Here is a 15,095-nt window from a genome sequence, read left to right on the forward strand (position 1 = left end):
CGGTCTTCAAGAGGAGGAAATGACTATGAGAATGACGAAGTGCAGCATCCTTGCCGCAACCATCACATCACTGGCTGCGGGCGTCGCTCACGCCGATGTGACGCTCAGCATCCTGATCGACACAAACCCGGAAACGATCGCCTCGTTCGACGTCGTCTCCAAGGCCTATATCGAAAAGCATCCTGATGTGAGTTTTGACGTAGAGCAGCGTGCTGGCGGCTCGGAAGGTGACAACATCATCAAGACCCGTCTCGCCACCGGCGAAATGGCCGATATCTTCCAGTACAATGGCGGTTCGCTTTTCCAGGCATTGAAGCCGCAAGATACGCTGGCAGATCTTTCTGACCTTCCATCGCAGGCCGGCATCCTCGACAGCTTCAAGAAGGTGGTCACCAGCCCAGATGGCCACGTGCGCGGAACGCCGTTTGGTCCTGCCATGGGTGGCGGCATCTTTTACAATCGCAAGATCTATGCCGAGCTCGGCCTTACCCCACCCAAGACATGGGCAGAGTTCATGGCCAACAATGAGAAGATCAAGGCAGCCGGAAAGGTGGCCGTCGCGCAGACCTATGGCACCACCTGGACCTCGCAGCTCTTCGTCCTCGCCGACTACTACAACGTCCAGGCAGAGGTTCCAAATTTTGCCGCCGACTACACCGCCAACAAGCTCAAATATGCCAATACGCCAGCCGCCACACGCGGTTTCGAGCACCTTGAAGAGGTTGCAAAAGCCGGTCTGCTTAACCCTGACTTCGGCGCCGCGACGTTTGACGACGGCATGCGAATGGTGGCAACCGGTGAGGCGGCCCACTATCCCAACCTGACTTTCGGCATCGGCAACATTCAGCAGAACTTTCCCGACAATCTGAAAGACCTGGGCTTCTTTGCTCAGCCCGGCACGGACGCCGCAAAGAATGGGCTGACGGTGTGGATGCCTTCTGCGCTCTATGTCTCGGCAAAGTCGGAGCATGTCGAGGAAGCCAAGAAATTTCTCGACTGGGTTGGCACCAAGGAGGCGTGCGACCTCATGGCCAAGGCTGTTCCTTCCGGCCCGTATCTGGTCAAGGGTTGCGAACTCCCGAAGGATGTTCCGCCAGTCGTTTCCGACATGTTGCCCTATTTCGAAACCGAGGGGCGTGCTGCGCCCGCATTGGAGTTCCTGTCGCCTGTAAAGGGACCGGCACTCGAGCAGATCACGGTTGAAGTGGGAACGGGAATTCGTTCGGCCAAGGACGCGGCAGCTCTCTACGACCAGGACGTTGAGAAGCAGGCCAAGCAGCTCGGCCTGCCCAACTGGTAACCTCCCAGCCGATCCCCACCCGGTGCTCGTCCGGGTGGGGGTGTTCAAGGAGACCTTATGGTTACGCGCAAATCGCCTTATCCCTACTGGTTCGTCCTGCCAGCGGCGGTGGTTTTTACCGTTCTCTTTCTGGCACCGACGATCGCCTCTTTCTGGTTCAGCCTCACGCGGTGGGACCTCTTCACCACGCAGTTCATCGGTCTGGAGAACTACCGGCAATTCTTCCGTGAGCCGTTTCTGATTCAGGGCCTCATTAACACCGTCATCTATGCCGTGCTGACCTCCGGCACGAAAACGGTTCTGGGCTTGCTCCTGGCAGTGTTGCTGACATCGGGTCTTTGGGCGCAGGGGTTCCTGCGGACGGTTATTTTCTTCCCGGTTCTCGTGTCGACCATCGGCGTCGGCATCACGTTTTCGGTTCTGATGCACCCGACCCGGGGCCTCATCAACGTGGCCCTTGCTGCCATAGGCATTCATGGTCCGGGTTGGCTGACAGATCCGGCGCTAGCACTCTATTCCATCGTCTTCGTCGATCTTTGGAAGGGCATCGGGCTTGCCACGGTCATCTTCATCGCAGGGCTCGCCTCAATCAGCCCAGATTACTATGAAGCAGCCAGAATCGATGGCGCAACCCCTCGCCAGATGTTCTTCCGCGTCACCGTTCCGTTGGTCAAGCCCGCAACCGTTACGGTCATTACGCTGTCGCTGATCGGTGGTCTGCGGAGCTTCGACCTGATCTGGGCGATGACGCGTGGTGGGCCAGGTTTCTCCTCGGATGTGCTGGCGAGCGTCATCTACAAGCAGTACCAAGCCGGTTTTTATGGGTTGTCCACGGCCGGAAACGTCATCCTATTCGTCCTCATAGGACTGATTGTGTTGCCTCTTACGGTATGGTTCAACCGCAAGGAGGTGGATCTTTGAAGCGTCGCCAACTTTACACGGGCGTCGTAGCGCTTCTCGCCTGCGGCGTCCTCTTCGTGCTGCCCTTCCTGTTCATCTTCATCACGGCAGCCAAGACAAAGCAGGACGCTGCGTCGCTGATGTTTAGCTTGCCTGTTGAATGGCGCCTTTGGGAAAACTTCATCGAGGTGCTTCAGGCGCGCAACTACATGTTGTTTCTGGCCTATTTCAATTCAACCGTCATCACAGTGGTCGCTGTCACCCTTCTCGTTCTATTTGGCGCGATGGTGGGATACGTCTTGCAACGCCGCCCTTCGCGTTGGAACGCGGTGATCTATGGCTGCGTTCTTGCGGGCCTGATGATCCCGCCCGCGGTTGTGCCCACCATCTGGGTGCTACAGTCGCTTGGTCTATTCAAGTCGATATCGGGCATGATCCTGATCCAGGTCGCCTATGGTCTGGCATTTACGGTGCTGCTGTTTAGAAGCTTCATCGCGACGATACCGCGCGATCTCGATGAAGCGGCGATTATCGACGGCGCCAAACCGCTGCAGATCTTTTTCCGAGTCGTCCTTCCGCTGCTAAAACCGGTCACGGTGACCGTCATCGTGGTGCAGTCGATCGCCATCTTCAACGATTTCACCAATCCACTCTACTACCTGCCGGGTCGGGAAAACGTAACGGTGCAGCTGACACTTTATAATTTCCAGGGACAGTTCCAGACACAGTTCAACCTGTTGTTCATGAACATCCTGCTGGTGACCATTCCGCCCCTCATCGTTTTCGTGTTCTTCAACCGGCAGATCGTGGCAGGCATGACTGCAGGCGCAGTGAAAGGATAAGCCATGACAAGCGTGGTGCTTGAAAATGTCCGCAAGAGCTTCGGCAGCCTGGATGTGATGAAAGGTGTCGATCTGACGGTGGATGCGGGAGAGTTCTGCGTCTTCGTCGGTCCTTCAGGCTGCGGAAAGTCGACTTTGCTGAGGATCATTTCAGGACTTGAAACGTCGAGTTCGGGAAAGGTTTTCATCGGCGGCAAGGACGTTACCGACGCCGAACCTTCAAAGCGCGGTATCGCCATGGTCTTCCAATCCTATGCCCTCTACCCGCATTTGACGGTTGGCGAAAACATCGGCTTTGGCCTGTCGCTTGCCAAACGTCCCAAGGCGGAGATCGCCGAGAAGGTCAAGCAGACCGCCGACATTCTGCAGCTTTCCCATCTGCTGGATCGAAAGCCCAAGGCACTGTCTGGCGGGCAGCGCCAGCGCGTCGCAATCGGTCGGGCCATCATCCGAAATCCAAAAGTCTTCCTGTTCGATGAGCCGCTGTCCAACCTCGACGCTTCTTTGCGCTCGCAGATGCGCATCGAACTCACCGAACTCCACGCCAAGCTCGGCGCGACGATGATCTACGTCACCCACGACCAGGTCGAGGCGATGACCATGGCCGACAAGATCGTCGTTCTCGACGGCGGAAGGATCGAGCAGATCGGAACGCCGATGACACTCTACAACCACCCGGCCACCCCATTCGTTGCCGGCTTTATCGGCTCGCCCAAAATGAATATTTTCGAGGGGGAGGTGGCCGCAAGGGAAGGATGCCGGACGTATGGCGTCCGCCCTGAGCACATTTCGCTTTCTGCGATGGAGGGAAAGTGGCGTGGTGTCGTGCGACACATCGAAAGGCTCGGTGCAGACACCGTCGTCTATCTTGACGTACCTGACCTGCCATCGCTGGTCGTTCGCACGGATGGCGATCGCCCTATTTCGATCGGAGAAACGCTGTTTGCGTCACCTTCGAAAGGCAAGGAGCACAGGTTTTCCTGACATGGCGACGAGCGGGCTTGAGCCTGCAAACTGAGGCCCGGTTCGCCTTCGACCGGTCGCAGCACGACCTTTGTGGATCCTCACGAGACCTAAATCTCGCGCCACGCCGTCGAACCGAACTTCCACGAGCTACTCACCGGACGGCCCTTCGAGCGAAATCCCGCAAAGGGAAAAAGGGCGTGCGACTAGCATGCGTCGAACACTATCTCTCTGAGAACCCTCAAGTGACCCTCCGAAATTTCCAGGTCCGATGTCTCGGCGGCTGCTTCTACGCTCTGCGTTGGAACGTGGACGCCGAAGTCCTTCAGGCGCTCGACATGTGTTCGGACGCGTTCTGAAAAACCCTTGACAGCGGCGGTGGGCGCAATCGCGATGATCGTCATCCCAGTGTCGGGCGAGCGGTCTCCGGTGAGGAAGTCCGCACCGTCCATCGACCAGGAGGAACCAGAAAGGCCGGCGGCAAGAAGTTCGACGATCAGCGCGATGTTTGCGCCCTTGTAGCCGCCGAAGGGGAGAAGCGCACCCTCGATTGCCTCGCGCGCATCGGTCGTCGGCTGGCCGGATCGATCGACCGCCCACCCTTCCGGAATCTCCTGATGCAGATCGGCCGCTCGTTTCACCCTGACAAACGCGGTGGCGCTGGATGCCTGGTCGATGACAACAGGGGCCTGCCCGGCGCCCGTCGGCACGCCAAACGCGATCGGGTTCGTGCAGTAGACTCTCTTTCCTGATCCCGCGGTCGTCATGAGGGCGGGGCCGTTGGCGACGGCGATTGACACGATCCCATCGAGCGCAAATCGCCTGACGTAGTAGCCGAGCTCGCCGGCAGTGTAGCTGTTTTTCTGGGAGTACAAGGCCACGCCGAAAGTGGATACCCTCTTACGGAAGTCGTCGTAGGCCAGGTCGAACGGTAGCTGGGCGATGCCGCCGTCTGCATCGGCGTGAACGAACGCGGGGAGGACCGGCCGTATGCTCGGTCGCGCGTTTCCATTGATGCGGCCAGCCTTTAAGGCCGCCAGGTAATCCATCAAGTGAGGAAATCCGAGATCTTTGTGCCCGAAACGGGCCGCCGAAAGAGTGGCGGTGACGAGCGAAGCCGCCATGGCAGGGCTGGCCCCGCATGCGATGCAGGCGCGAGTCGCGAGCTGTGCGGCTTCATCTGCCGAAAGCGTTGTCATGGTGTCCTGCATCATAGCGCGAGGGCCGCCTTCCTGCCTTCGTAGAATGCATACGGAGCCTGCCGTGGCGCCGCGCAGTCACCGATCTCGATCATCTGCCGGCCAGTGGGGCGAACCTCTTCAGCGAGCCAGTTCGCGGCGAGGTTGGTGGTCGCCAGGACAAGGCAGTCGCCTTCGACGAACTGGGTCTCTCCTGTATTGTGATCGAGCAACGTGACACCGTTGCCGTGCCATTCCGTCACGCTGACTTCGAGGTGCCAAGTCACGCCGAGCTTCCTCAGCGCCTTTCGAAGAGGAACATCGGCCGTGGTCCGCAGCAACTCCTTCCCGATCAACGGATCCGGCGACAGGATGGTGACGGTGTGACCATCTTCGGCGAGTTTCCATGCCGTGCCGCCGCCGCGCCATCCTCCACCTTCGTCCAAAAGCAAGACCCGCTTTCCCGGTCTTGCCTGTCTCGCCATGACAGCCTCGACTGTGAAGACATTTCCTTTCTCAATACCCGGCAGTGCTTCGACGGCGGGCAGCGCCTTCTGAAATCCGGTCTCAGGCGAATAGGAGCCCGTCGCCAGGATCACGACGTCGACGCCCAGATCATCGATGTCGGCGGCGTCGACGTAAGTGTTCAATCGTACATCGACCTGGAGCTTGGCGAGCTGTCGATCGTACCATTCGATCAGATCAAGGATTTGTGCACGGCGCGGCTGCATGCCGGCGAGCAGGAAGTTGCCGCCCAGCCGACTGGAGGCCTCCGCCAGGATCACATGGTGACCTCGCTCTGCCGAGGCTCGTGCCGCCTCGAGGCCGGCCGGGCCGGCGCCGACGACCAAAACGCTCTTTGGATCGTTGGTGGGCGTGAAACGGTCGCCACCCCAGAGATGCTCCCGGCCTGCCGATGGATTGATGAGACAGCTTATCCAATAGTCGCGCGAGCGACGTCCCCAGCACATCTGATTGCAGGATATGCAGCCACGGATGTCCTCCGGATGATCGTCTCCAGCCTTTCGCGCAAGATGGGGATCGGCGATCTGGCCGCGAACGATGGAGACGAGGTCGCACGCTCCTTGACCAAGGACGGTCTCGGCATTCTCCGGGGTCCTGATGTGGCTCTCAGCGATGACCAGGGCGTTGTTGACCGACCTCTTGATCGTGGCTGCCAGGTCGGCGCCGAGCTTTTCCGGATAGACGAAGGTCGGCATGAGCTTGTGGAAGTCGAGATAACCTCCCGAGCCGCATGTGACGTAGTCCACCAGACCAAGCTCGTCGTGCAGCGCGACGATCGCAGCTAGTTCATCACGGGATAGGGCGACGCTATGATCGGGTTCGTCGCTGATGGCCAGCCCGATGATGAATTCGGGGCCGCATTCGGCTCTGATGCCCTGCATAATCTCCCGCGAGAACCGCGTACGGTTCTCAAGCGAGCCGCCCCACTCGTCCTCCCGCCGGTTGGACCATGGCGTCCAGAACTGGTCGACAAGCCCCAGATAAGCCGCCCAGACTTCGACACCATCGAATCCCGCATCGCGACAGCGGCGCGCTGCCTGGATGAACCCTTGTATTGTCTCCCAGATTTCGGCCTCGCTCATCGGATGTGAGCCATCGCTGTCGTGGTAACTGGGTAGGCCGGATGGTGACCAATGGGCGTGATAGGAGTTATCGGAATCCCCGTGCGCGCCGACATGGTAGATCTGCTGGATCGCGACGGCGCCGTTGTCCTTGATCGCCGCGGTCACATGCTTGAAGTGCGGAATGACGGCGTCGTCGCCGGGGCGGAAGTTGCCCCGAGTCAACACCGCGGCCGGGTGGACGGGCATCGGTTCGACGACGATCATCGCGGCGCCGCCGATCGCTCGCTCTGCATAGTAGGCGACGTGCTGTTCTGTCGGCATCCCGTCACGGGCCATGTTGGCCGTATGTGCCCCGAACACGATGCGGTTTCGCAGCGTGCGTCCTCGAAGTCCGACGGGCGAATTCAGACGTGGAAACAGCTTAGACATCATCTATCCTCGAGATGCGTGCGGCGTAATCAATGTCGGGATCGGCGGCGGACCGTTCTCGCCGACTACCGCCACATGTCAGACGTCGGTATCGCCGTCGAAGTATAGGGATGGCCGCGCATGGAGCTCGTTATGAAGTTCCCCGCGCAGACGATGTTCGCATCGGCGTGGCATCTGCGGCCACTTTCCCTAGAGTTTAGAGCGCCGCGACGAGGGGGGTGGAGCTCCCCTCGGCTTCGCCATGGGAATTCACCATTGCGGTGGCGAGCTGGCGGAACGTGACGACGCCGACTGGCTGGCCGGAGGCCGATACGACGGTCACATCGCCTTCAGGGGCCGAGGCAAGCTTGCGAACAGCCTCTTCGACCGTGGATCCGGCCGCCACCGTGGTCCGGCCTGGCGAAGCGCCGATGGGCCAAGGTTGCATGATCGCTTCGACCTGCACAACACGCCCCCTGTTGACCTCCTTGACGAAGCTCGCCACGTATTCGTCGGCTGGTCGCAGCACGATATCCTGGCTCGTTCCTTGCTGGATGACCTCGCCATCTCGGAGGATGGCGATCTGGTCACCCAGTCGAAGAGCCTCGTCGAGATCGTGGGTGATGAATACGATCGTCTTCTTGATCTCCTTCTGGATATCGAGGAGGACACTCTGCATGTCCGTTCTGATCAACGGATCGAGCGCGGAGTAGGCTTCGTCCATCAGCAGCACAGGGGCGTCGTTGGACAGTGCACGGGCCAGGCCGACGCGCTGCTGCATGCCACCAGAGAGCTGGTTCGGATACTTCTGCTCGAACCCCTTGAGGCCGACGCGTTCCAACCATCTCATGGCGACATCGACTGCCTTGGCGCGATCGATTCCTTGCACTTCGAGACCGAAGACCGTGTTGTCGAGAACGTTGCGATGAGGCATGAGCGCGAACTTCTGGAACACCATCGCCGTCTGATGACGGCGGAAGTGTCTGAGCTCGGTCTCGTTCATCGTCACGACGTCGACGCCGTCGACCAGAACCTCGCCGGCTGTCGGATCGATCAGGCGATTGATGTGACGGATGAGCGTCGATTTTCCCGAGCCGGACAGACCCATGATGACCTGAATGCGGCCCGATGGAATCTCGATGTTGATGTCACGCAAACCCAGCACGTGTCCATGCGCGTGGTTGAGCTCTGACTTTGTCATGCCTTGCTTCACCGCATGGATGTGCTTGGAAGCTTCCGGTCCAAAGACCTTGTACAGATTTCGGATCTTGATGCCGCCGAAACGATGATCAGCCATGGACGATCTCCCGGTGTTTCTGGAGCCGCTTGCCATACGCCTGGCTGACTCTGTCGAAGATGATTGCGATGCCCACGATGGCAAGGCCGTTGAAGACGCCGAGTGTGAAGTACTGGTTGGCGATCGCCTTGAGCACCGGCTGGCCGAGGCCCTGCACACCGATCATCGACGCGATGACCACCATGGCCAGGGCCATCATGATGGTCTGGTTGATGCCGGCCATGATGGTCGGGAGCGCCAGCGGCAGCTGGACCTTGAAGAGCCGTTGGGAATTGGAGACCCCGAAGGCGTCGGCGGCCTCGAGAACGTCCTTGTCCACGAGTCGGATGCCGAGGTCGGTCAGGCGGATCATCGGCGGGATTGCATAGATGACGACGGCAATCAGTCCCGGCACGCGGCCGATCCCCAGCAGCATGACGACCGGGATGAGATAGACGAAGCTCGGCATCGTCTGCATGACGTCGAGAATGGGATTCACGATCCGCTGGAACCGGTCGGAGCGGGCCATCAGGATGCCGATCGGAAGGCCAATCGCGATGGACAAAACAGTGCAGACGAAGATCATCGCGACCGTTCGCATCGTGTCTTCCCACATATCGAAATAGCCGATCAAGAGGAGCGTCACCAGACAGCCCAGCACGATCTTCAGACTGCGGCTCGCAATCCACGCGATCACGAGGATGAGCACCGTTATGATCGGCCACGGCGTCTGCGTCATGAACCGGTCGACGGCAAGCAGGAAGTGCTGCAGAGGGGAGAAGAGGCCTTCGATCGCATCGCCGTAGGCACGCGTGAACGTTCGAAAGCCGTCGTCGATCGCCTTCTTGAGATCACGCAGGCTGTCGTCATTCATATGCGGGAATTTGTAAAACCATTCCATTCGGTTCCCTTTCTCTGAAAGAGCCGTCACACGTCTTTTCAATTTTCTGAGCTCGAAGAGGCGGCGCGCACGGCACACACCGCCTCAGCACGAAACTAGAGCGAAGCTTCGATCTTCTTCGCCGCATCCTCGGACACCCACTTGGTCCAGACGTCCTTGTTTTCCTTCAGGAAGTGCTTCGCGCCGTCTTCGCCGCTCGCCTGGTTGTCGCTCATCCAGGCCATCAGTTTGTTGACGGTTTCGTTGCTCCAGGCGCGCTTCCCGAGGTAAGCCATGACGTCAGGACCAGCTTTATCGGAGAAGGGCTTTGCGACGAGCGTCACGATCGTGTCGGTCGGCCAGGCGTTCGGCTTCGGATCTGCGCAATCAGCGACCGTGTTGCAGCGTTTCCATTCGGCGGCGTCGGCCGGAACGCCGGCCTCGAGCTTCACCATCTCATACTTTCCAAGCAAGGCGGTCGGTGCCCAATAGTATCCAACCCAACCTTCCTTGCGCTCGTAGGCCTTTGCAATCGAACCGTCGAGGCCGGCGGCCGAGCCCGTATCGACAAGCTTGAAGCCGGCTTTTTCTGCATCGAAGGCTTTGTAAAGCTGTGAGGTGACAATCGTGCCGCCCCAGCCTTGCGGGCCGTTGTAAATTGCGCCCTTGGACGAATCTTCCGCATCCGGGAACAATTCAGGGTGCTTGAGCATATCGGGGATTGTCTTCAGGTCCGGATGTGCGTCCGCAAGATATTTCGGGATCCACCAACCCTGGATCCCGCCATCGGGGAGAGGCGACCCGACCTTGACGATGCGGCCTTCGTCAGTGCCCTTCTTCACGACATCCGGAAGAAGATCGACCCAGGCTTCCGGAGCGATGTCCGGTTCACCCTTCTCGGCCATCGAGGTGATCGTGGGAACGGTATCGCCGACGGTGATTTCAGCCTGGCACCCATATCCTTCGTTGAGGATGATCTTGTCGAGATTGGAAAGAACCTCGGCGCTCTGCCAGTTCATGCTGGCGATCGTCAGGGAGCCGCAGTCGGCGGCGTTCGCATAAGAGGCCACTGCGAGCAGCCCGAACATCATGCAGGTAGATGCCAATAGTTTTTTCATTCTCGTTCCCTTTTTTTCTTGCGGCATTTACTTGGCGAGCGGGCTGCCGCGAAAACCCACCCCACGGCCGTTAGGAAGCGTCTCCCATACTCACCGATTTCTGAAACGCCGCCGACAGTCCCCTTGAGACTGCGTCGTTGAAGCCTGATGCGCGCATCTCCTCGATCGCTGCCGCGGTCGTCCCGCGATAGTCGACAAACGTTCGGACAATGTCGCTGGGACACTCCTCCCGTCGTTCCATGAGGCGGCCCGCACCCTTAAGAACGGTCACGACGGCCCTATGGGCGACTTCGGCGGAAAGCCCCTGGCCCTTAGCATGCTCGATCATCGCCGAGGCCAGTAAAGCGGGGAAAGCCGGTCCGGAGCCACTGAGGCCCGTCAGGTAGTCTATTTGCGATTCGCTGGCGACTTCGTCCTGGACGCCGCATGCGTCGAAGATGGCCCGGACGATCGTGCGATCGTCTTCACGAACATCTTGAGTCGCCACCCAGGGCGTGTAGGAAAGTCTGACCTCTGCGGCCGCATTGGGAAGCGTACGGACCGCTCTTTCAGTCTGGTGACTTTTGCAAAGGGAAGAGAGCCTGATGCCCGCCATGACCGATATGACGAGCTTCCCAGATGCATCGACCTTCAAAGAGCGCCAGTCCTCTGGCCGCACCGAGACAATGATCACGTCGGATCGGTCCGCCAGTTCCTGATTGTCGGCGGTCCAGAACGCATCCGGAAGGATTCCAGGCTTCTTGCGGCGGTAGGATAGGGCGAGATCAGACGCTTTGACGATGCCGGCGTCGAGGGCTGCACCGGCAATGGCTCCGCCGAGCCAGCCGGCCCCGCCAATCACACCAATACTCGGTGAACCGCTCATTTCAAACCTTCCTAGTCCGGCTTGTATCCATGCCTCGCGTAGAAGCGATCCAGTTCTCGTCGCGCGGGTATTTCGCCGGTGTAGATGGCGATGTATTCGGGAATCCGTTTCATGCGAACTGCGATGGATTCCTTGGACTGCATCGAGATGTATCCGATCTGAACCAAGTACGTTGTACGCGCCCGGACGTCGGCGGAATTTGCGGGAAGGCCGAAACGTCTGAGCATGGTCGCGATTGCTTCCATTCTTGTCCGGTCGGCGTTGTGAACCTCCTCCTGAATTTCTTCGGACTGAAGGGCCCAGCTTCGAACAGCGAACTCGAACTTGCTGTCGAAAAGATCCTGGTCCAGCCAGCAGTCGAAGACGTTGAGCATCGCTTCCGCCAAGCTCTCCGCATAAGCTTCCGACTGCTTGACGATGCCGCCCGTGTTCTTGTCACGCCAACGTGAGACGAGCGCGCTCAACAGTTCCTCCCGGTCCTTGAAGAACCAATAGAAGCTCGTTCTGGAGAGGTTGAGCTTCTTGGCAAGGGGCAGAATCTTCACGGAATCGACGCCAGACTCCAACAGAGAGTCGTAGGCGGCTTCCAGCCACCCGTCTTGTGATCCGCGCCAACCGCTGTCGTTCACACTCTGATCCATGGATGTCTCCTAGCAAATCGCTAAAGCTCGCACAACAAAAATGTACATTGGTGTCAAAAGGAATGACGTCGGTGTTTTGTCCGGTTGACACATGTGTACATTAATGTTTAGCGTCCCGCTGCGTACCTAATCCGGAGCCCGGCACATGTCGAACGATCCTCTTCTCCAGCCTTATCAGCTCAAGCACCTCAAACTGCGCAACCGCATCATCGTCACCTCTCATGAGCCCGCCTATCCCGAGGATGGCATGCCCAAGGAGCGATATCGCGCATACACGGTCGAAAGGGCGAAAGGCGGCGTGGCGTTGACGATGACTGCAGGATCGGCCGCAGTTTCCCGAGACAGCCCGCCGGTCTTCAACAACCTGCTCGCCTACAAGGACGAGATCGTTCCGTGGATCAGGGAAATGACCGATGCCGTGCACGAGCAGGGCGCCGCCATCATGATCCAGCTCACCCATCTCGGCCGGCGTACCCGCTGGGACAAGGGCGACTGGTTGCCGGTCGTCGCTCCGTCCCACCATCGCGAAGCGTCGCACAGGGCGTTTCCGAAGAAGATCGAAGACTGGGATATCGAACGCATCATAAAAGACTTCGCTGACGCGGCCGAACGCATGAAGGCCGGGGGCATGGACGGCGTCGAACTTGAGGCTTACGGCCATCTGATCGATCAGTTCACGTCTCCGCTCACCAACGAACTCGACGCTCCATACGGCGGATCGATCGAGAACCGCATGCGCTTCTGTCTCGACGTCTTCAAGGCGATACGGAAAAGGGTCGGCGACGAATTCATTCTGGGCGTTCGCTATACCGCTGATGAATGTCTTCCCGGCGGCACGGGAAAGGCGGAAGGCATCGAGATATCGAAGCGCCTGCGCGACAGCGGCTTGATCGACTACCTTAACGTCATTCGCGGTCATATCGACACCGATGCGGGCCTCACAGACGTTATTCCCATCCAGGGCATGGCCAACTCGCCGCATCTCGATTTCGCTGGAGAGATTCGCGCGGCGACGAATTTCCCGACGTTCCACGCGGCGAAGATCCCGGATGTAGCTACCGCCCGTCATGCGATCGCGGCGGGGAAGGTGGACATGGTGGGGATGACGCGAGCCCACATAACGGACCCGCACATCGTCCGCAAGATTATCGAGAAGCGCGAAGAGGACATCCGACCATGCGTTGGGGCGAACTACTGCCTGGACCGCATCTACCAAGGCGGCATGGCGTTCTGCATTCATAATGCGGCGACCGGCCGCGAGCAGACGATGCCCCATATTGTCCAGAAGGCGGAGGTCCGCAAGAAGGTCGTGATCGTCGGTGCGGGCCCGGCCGGTCTTGAAGCTGCACGCGTGGCGGCCGAGCGCGGCCACGAGGTCGTCGTCTTCGAAGCCGCGAACAATCCGGGTGGACAGATCAGGCTGACCGCGCAAAGCGAGCGTCGCAGGGAGATGATCAGCATCATCGATTGGCGCATGAGCCAGTGCGAAAAACTCGGCGTCACTTTCCAATTCAACACCTTGGCCGAGGGCGACACGATCACCGCGGAAAATCCCGACGTCGTCATCATCGCGACAGGCGGTCTCCCGCACACGGACGTGCTGTCGAAGGGTAACGAACTCGTCGTTTCCTCGTGGGACATCATCTCCGGCGATGTTAAGCCCGGATCGAACGTCCTCGTCTTCGACGACGCCGGCGACCACGCAGGTCTTCAGGCGGCCGAATTCTTGGCCAAGGCGGGCGCGAAGGTCGAGATCATGACGCCAGACCGATCGTTCGCTCCTGAAGTCATGGCGATGAACCTGGTACCCTACATGCGTTCGCTGCAGAAGCTCGACGTGACGTTCACTGTCACGTTCCGCCTGGAATCGGCGCAAAAGAGCGGCAACCAGATCGTCGCCAAGGTGGGTAGCGACTACGGCGGCGTTGCCAAGGAGCGTGTCGTCGACCAGATCGTGGTCAATCATGGCACGATTCCGCTGGACGAGTTATACTTCGAACTCAAGCCTCTCTCGAAAAATCTTGGCGAGACGTCGTACGACCAGCTGCTGTCCGGCGAGCCGCAGTCGGTTGTCCGCAATCCCGACGGACAGTTCCAGCTCTTCCGGATCGGCGACGCGGTCGCAGCCCGCAACACCCATGCTGCGATCTACGATGGGCTCAGAATCGCGAAGGATCTTTGATCTGATCGGCCGGTCCCTCCGGCCGACCGTCCCCCTTAGGCAGGACACAACATGATTGAAAGAAGCGCGGATCTTCAGCTTTTCATCGATGCGGCCTTCGCGGCCTTCGACAGGCAGGTCGAGGACCCCGACGGGCGCCGCTCGATCCTCGAGATCTTCGGTCTATTGGAGCGCGAGGGCGTCGAGAGGCACGGGACCGGCAGCCGGCTGCCTGTCTGCGAATGGCTACCCGAGGCATTGGCTCTGAAGGTCGACGACCCTCTGCTACAGCGGATGCTTGGACGCTTCAAGTCCTTGGAGCCGCGCCTTAAATGGAGGCGCCGCAGCAAATACGACGGCACTGCGAGTGAGAACTTCGTCGATGGCCACGCCAACGCAATGATCGTCGGCCCCGGCGGGCTGGAGGACCGCGACGACGTGTGGCTGGGCGTCACTCTGATGGCGCCGGGCGTGCGCTATCCTGACCACGATCACGCTCCGGAAGAAACATACCTCGTTCTATCCGACGGCGAGTTTCGACAGGGGGATAGTGCCTGGTTTGCGCCGGGAAAGGGGGGAACCTTCTACAATCTCCCGAACATCAAACACGCCATGCGGTCCTTAAACACGCCGCTCTTCGCGTTCTGGGCGTTATGCGCTTAGGACCAGTTAACGAGGCAACAGGAAATACGTAAAGGGGTTCTGCGGCCGAACAGGCAGCCAAGCTCTCCGGTGTTTTCCAAGGGGCTGCCGAGGATGCGGAACAGTCCCAATCCTTCATCTTCGCTCGCAAGCGGCCGAGGCGGTATCTCCTGGCGGCGTCGAGCGTGGCTGCGGGGATCGGACTGATAAGGGGACGGTCGGTACCTTCCGGGTTGAGGTGTGCCTGCTCGTCCCTAAAGACGGTCGAGTTGCCGGGCTCCGAAGCGTTGTCGCGCCACGTAGCATGTGAGTGAATCCTTGAGATGTCGAAA

13 protein-coding genes and 1 pseudogene are annotated in these 15,095 nt (G+C 59.5%); 6 read left to right on the top strand and 8 right to left on the bottom strand.

All coding sequences use genetic code 11. The annotated features are described in order from the left end of the window. The first annotated feature begins 25 nt into the window (after positions 1–25). Genes ACSQ9D_RS25985 through ACSQ9D_RS26000 form a run of 4 tightly spaced genes read left to right on the top strand, consistent with a single transcriptional unit; the run spans position 26 to position 4,026 of the window. The gene (locus ACSQ9D_RS25985; protein WP_436284729.1) at positions 26–1,300 is read left to right on the top strand and encodes an ABC transporter substrate-binding protein; all 1,275 of its coding nucleotides are present in this window, start codon (positions 26–28) and stop codon (positions 1,298–1,300) included. A gap of 57 nt (positions 1,301–1,357) precedes the next feature. Next, positions 1,358–2,221 carry a carbohydrate ABC transporter permease gene (locus ACSQ9D_RS25990; protein WP_037119076.1) on the top strand — a complete coding sequence of 288 codons (864 nt, stop codon included), beginning with the start codon at positions 1,358–1,360 and terminating at the stop codon, positions 2,219–2,221. After that, a complete protein-coding gene (locus tag ACSQ9D_RS25995; protein WP_436284730.1) occupies positions 2,191–3,042 on the top strand; it encodes a carbohydrate ABC transporter permease in 852 nt (283 codons plus the stop codon). The genes ACSQ9D_RS25990 and ACSQ9D_RS25995 overlap by 31 nt, the downstream gene beginning before the upstream one ends. Before the next feature lie 3 nt (positions 3,043–3,045). Continuing rightward, positions 3,046–4,026 carry an ABC transporter ATP-binding protein gene (locus ACSQ9D_RS26000; RefSeq protein WP_047517966.1) on the top strand — a complete coding sequence of 327 codons (981 nt, stop codon included), beginning with the start codon at positions 3,046–3,048 and terminating at the stop codon, positions 4,024–4,026. A gap of 185 nt (positions 4,027–4,211) precedes the next feature. Here the strand turns inward: ACSQ9D_RS26000 and ACSQ9D_RS26005 are convergent, their stop codons facing one another. The 7 genes from ACSQ9D_RS26005 to ACSQ9D_RS26035 all read right to left on the bottom strand — a co-directional run bounded on the left by ACSQ9D_RS26005 (position 4,212) and on the right by ACSQ9D_RS26035 (position 11,960). Then, a complete protein-coding gene (locus ACSQ9D_RS26005; protein ID WP_436284731.1) occupies positions 4,212–5,204 on the bottom strand; it encodes an Ldh family oxidoreductase in 993 nt (330 codons plus the stop codon). 11 nt (positions 5,205–5,215) lie between these two features. Next, positions 5,216–7,201 carry an FAD-dependent oxidoreductase gene (locus tag ACSQ9D_RS26010; RefSeq protein WP_436284732.1) on the bottom strand — a complete coding sequence of 662 codons (1,986 nt, stop codon included), beginning with the start codon at positions 7,199–7,201 and terminating at the stop codon, positions 5,216–5,218. 196 nt (positions 7,202–7,397) lie between these two features. Further along, the gene (locus ACSQ9D_RS26015; protein ID WP_436284733.1) at positions 7,398–8,477 is read right to left on the bottom strand and encodes a quaternary amine ABC transporter ATP-binding protein; all 1,080 of its coding nucleotides are present in this window, start codon (positions 8,475–8,477) and stop codon (positions 7,398–7,400) included. Beyond that, positions 8,470–9,357, bottom strand: coding sequence for an ABC transporter permease (locus ACSQ9D_RS26020; protein ID WP_436284734.1), 888 nt, complete (start codon positions 9,355–9,357; stop codon positions 8,470–8,472). Before ACSQ9D_RS26020 ends, ACSQ9D_RS26015 begins: the two co-directional genes overlap by 8 nt. A gap of 95 nt (positions 9,358–9,452) precedes the next feature. Next, entirely contained in the window at positions 9,453–10,454 is a 1,002-nt protein-coding gene (locus ACSQ9D_RS26025) for an ABC transporter substrate-binding protein (protein ID WP_436284735.1), read from the bottom strand. 70 nt (positions 10,455–10,524) lie between these two features. After that, on the bottom strand, positions 10,525–11,319 hold the full coding sequence (locus ACSQ9D_RS26030; protein WP_436284736.1) for a pyrroline-5-carboxylate reductase family protein: 795 nt from the start codon (positions 11,317–11,319) through the stop codon (positions 10,525–10,527). Between the two features lie 11 nt (positions 11,320–11,330). After that, the gene (locus ACSQ9D_RS26035; protein WP_436284737.1) at positions 11,331–11,960 is read right to left on the bottom strand and encodes a TetR/AcrR family transcriptional regulator; all 630 of its coding nucleotides are present in this window, start codon (positions 11,958–11,960) and stop codon (positions 11,331–11,333) included. Between the two features lie 145 nt (positions 11,961–12,105). Between ACSQ9D_RS26035 and ACSQ9D_RS26040 the strand changes: the two genes are divergently transcribed. Beyond that, on the top strand, positions 12,106–14,142 hold the full coding sequence (locus tag ACSQ9D_RS26040) for an FAD-dependent oxidoreductase (RefSeq protein ID WP_436284738.1): 2,037 nt from the start codon (positions 12,106–12,108) through the stop codon (positions 14,140–14,142). A 51-nt stretch (positions 14,143–14,193) separates the two neighbouring features. Then, positions 14,194–14,784 carry a dimethylsulfoniopropionate lyase gene (locus tag ACSQ9D_RS26045; RefSeq protein WP_436284739.1) on the top strand — a complete coding sequence of 197 codons (591 nt, stop codon included), beginning with the start codon at positions 14,194–14,196 and terminating at the stop codon, positions 14,782–14,784. A gap of 94 nt (positions 14,785–14,878) precedes the next feature. On the opposite strand, the pseudogene ACSQ9D_RS26050 reads toward ACSQ9D_RS26045, so the two are convergent. Continuing rightward, a pseudogene (locus ACSQ9D_RS26050) lies at positions 14,879–15,079 on the bottom strand (aminopeptidase P family protein); the annotation flags it as partial. Positions 15,080–15,095 lie beyond the last annotated feature (16 nt).

This window comes from Rhizobium sp. LjRoot258 (assembly GCF_964254185.1).
GTDB lineage: Bacteria > Pseudomonadota > Alphaproteobacteria > Rhizobiales > Rhizobiaceae > Rhizobium.